The organism is Acidovorax sp. KPB24-07, assembly GCF_057543315.1.
The window spans coordinates 1-3,258 of sequence record NZ_BAAJYS010000366.1 but is presented as its reverse complement, the minus strand read 5'-3'; the positions used below and the strand labels follow the sequence as shown (position 1 = coordinate 3,258).

Genomic DNA, 3,258 nt, shown 5'->3' with positions numbered 1-3,258 from the left:
GCATCAGCCTGGCGCCGGGGCACCTCTTTTCCACCGACCGGCGCTTCTCGCACTGCGTGCGCATCAACTGCGGCCACCCGGCCGCGGCGCGCTTCGACGAGGCCCTGCGCACCGTGGGCGCGCTGGCCGGCGCGCTGTGCCGGAGCGGGCCCACCGGCGCCGCCACCGATTGCTATTAAATCAATAGCAACAGAGACAATGACGACTAGGGCATCGGCACTTTTTCTTTCAAACCGCCGCCCCGCCATCCTTCCGCGTCAGGGAAGCACGGAAGACGCCCTGGCCTTGGCCATCAGCGCATCTGCATCGCGCCGCAGCAGCAGGCGCCCCGCCACCAGTGCATCGGCCGCCTGGGTAACAGCAGCCACGTAGCCGGCCTGCGTGCCGTACAGCTCTTCCAACGACGGCCGCGCATCGCCCGCCGCCAGCCGCGCGGCGCGCGTCTTGTGGAAGGGAATGAAGCTGCCGGTGAGGTTGGACAGATCGGTGATGCCCGGCGTGGCCACGTAGTTGAACTCGATGCTCGTGCCCAGCGGGGCGCGCGCTTCCACGCTCTGGATGCCGGCGCGGGCCAGGCCGGTGGACAGGTCCACCTGCGGCACCAGGATGGCGTAGTCGCGGCCCACGGCGCGCGGCGGCTGCAGCGTGGCGATGCCGGACTCGTCCTGCGGCACGTACTGCGGCCCGAAGTCCAGCAGTGAGAAGCCGTTGTAGCGCGCCAGGTAGTCGAACGCCGGGATGGCGGTCGGCGTGCCGCCCACGCTCCAGGTCAATCCCCGCATGGCCGGATACACGAGCTTCGCGGGCGGCACCAGCGTGCCGTCGGCCACCTTGGGCACCTGGCTGGCTGGCGGCTCGGTGCCGCGCACCACCCAGTCTTCCAGCGCGATGAACAGCGCGCGGAAGGTGTCGGTGAAGTGCACCACCGTGCCGGCCGGATAGACATTGCGCGTGGGCGCGTAGCTGATGCTTTCGGTGCCGCCCGTGCCGCCGTGCTGCGTGCTGGCGTAGTAGTAGATGCGCGCATTGGCGGGCTGGGCGAGGTCGCGCAGGCCGTTGGCATCCGTCAGCACCGGTGAGCCCTGCAGCTGCCAGAACTCGGTGCCCGACAGGCCCAGGAAGAACTTCGGGCAGGTGTCGGTGGCCGCGCAGCGCTTCATCACGCCGCCTTGCCGGCCGCTCACCTCGTCGCTGTAGTCCTTGTCCAGCCCGCGCGGCGCCGTCTGGCCGAAGGCCGTGTGGTCGGTGCGCAGCCCACCGCCGCCGCCCGGCACGGCGAAGCGCGTGTTGATGTGGGTCTGGCGCGCGGCCACGTGGGCGAACATGCCGTCGAACACCTTGCCGCCGCGCAGCGACTGGTTGAAGCCCAGGTGCAGGAAGGTCTTCATCGCATTGCCCGACTGCGAGGTGCCCTGCCCCAGCGTGGACTGGATGCGGCCGGCGACCGGGTTGGCCCGGCCATCGGCATCGGCCGCCGCGCTGCGGAAAAAGCTCACCGTGTCGCGCAGCGCCGCCAGGCCCACGCCCATGACCTTGGGGTCTTTCGCCACATAGACCAGCTCGTACAGGTACTGCGGATCGAAGCCGCCCTGCAGGCACACGCTGGCCGGGTTGGGCGTGCCCGGGAACGGGTTGGCGGCCGCATCGCAGGTGGCGAACTTCCACTGGCCCGAGGGCACGGGCTCGCGCGCATCGGTCTCGTTGCGTCGGCGGGTGAGCGAATAGCCGGGTTGGGTGTTGTCCAGGCTGGCGGGCTCGTACGGGATCATGGTGCCGTTGAACACGCCGCCCGGCAGCGCCATGGCAGCCACAGCGGCCGTGGGCACGAGTTCGGTGCGGTACGGGCCGGTGATGGTGCTGCCGTCCTGGTTCCGGGCCACGGGCACCGTCACGGTCAGGCGAGCGGGCGTGCTCTTGGGCACATCGCCCTGCCAGGCCGAATACAGCATCACGTAGCCCCGCTCGAAGTACACCGCATCGCCCGGCGTCGCGGCCGGGTTGGGCTGCGTGAGGATGTTGCCGCGGTTGGGCGCGTCGTAGCGCAGCACGCCGCTGGCGCGGGCCATGTCCTTGGGCTTGAGCATCACGAAGTCGGCGCTGTACTCCACCATGCCGCGCGCATTGACGGGGGCCAGTTGCAGGTCCTGGATCACCGCATTGCGCGGGTCGGCGGGATCGACCTCGCCGCGCAGGGTGCCGGTCAGTTTCTCGTAGGCGCCCACGCTGCCGTAGGTGCCCGCGACGTGCTCGGTGGCCGTGATGGACAGGCGCATCTGCGGGGCGGTGGCCGCGGGAGGGGAATCGCTGCCGCCGCAGGCGGCCAGCAGCGCCGCAGCCAGCACGGGCGCCATGGCGCGCAGCCGGGGGCGACCCAGCGGGTAAATCGCGAAGGACGGGAATGTCATGGTTTTGTCTCCGGAAGGTTCTTGGGTGTTGTCGTCGGTACAGGGCAAGGCTGCGCCCTCCCCGCCGTGCGCTGCGGCGGGGACGTGCGCGCCTTCAGGGCGCAGCCCGATGGGCCGTGAGGGGGCGAGAACCTATTCGGGCTGGATGCCCGCGGCCTTGATGACCTGGCCCCATTTCTGGGTTTCGGCGGCCTGGAACTTCGCGAGTTCGTCGGAGGTGGTGGTCCAGGCCTCGGAGCCCGCCATGTCGTAGAACGACTGGGCCGCCGCGCTCTTGGTGGCCTGCCCAAGCAGTTCGTTGAGCCGCGCCACCACGGGGGCCGGCGTGCCCGCAGGCACGTAGGCGGCGAACCAGTAGCCCATGTCGTAGCCCTTCACGCCGGCCTCTTCGATGGTGGGCACGTCGGGCAGTTGCGCACCGCGCTTTTTCGTCGAATAGCCCAGCGCGCGCAGCTTGCCGGCCTTGATCTGCGGCACGCCCGTCGAGGTGTCGGTGATCATGAGATCGATCTGCCCGCCCAGTAGGTCGGTGATGGCCAGGGGGTTGCTCTTGTAGGGCACGTGCAGGATGTCCACGCCGGCCAGTTGCTTGAGCATCTCCCCCGCGACGCGGCTGGACGAACTGCCGCTGCCAAAGCTGAGCTTGCCCGGGCTCTTCTTGGCCGCCGCGATCAGCTCGCCTACGTTCCTGTAGGGCGCCGCGGCGTTCACCACCAGCACCTGGCCGCCCTTGCCCAGGCCGGTGACCGGCACGAAATCCTTCACCGGGTCATAGGACAGCTTTTTGTACAGGTGCTCGTTGGCGGCGTGCGTGGTGTTGGTGGTGATGAGCACCGTGTAGCCGTCCGGCGCG

At 69.6% G+C, this 3,258-nt stretch carries 2 protein-coding genes; both read right to left on the bottom strand.

Going from position 1 to position 3,258, the window contains the following annotated elements; translation table 11 throughout:
• Positions 1–257: 257 nt before the first annotated feature.
• The gene (locus AC27IQ_RS21040) at positions 258–2,351 is read right to left on the bottom strand and encodes an alpha/beta hydrolase domain-containing protein (RefSeq protein ID WP_487090653.1); all 2,094 of its coding nucleotides are present in this window, start codon (positions 2,349–2,351) and stop codon (positions 258–260) included.
• A 186-nt stretch (positions 2,352–2,537) separates the two neighbouring features.
• A partial coding sequence (locus tag AC27IQ_RS21035) for a Bug family tripartite tricarboxylate transporter substrate binding protein (protein WP_487090652.1) occupies positions 2,538–3,258 on the bottom strand: 721 nt, incomplete at its 5' end.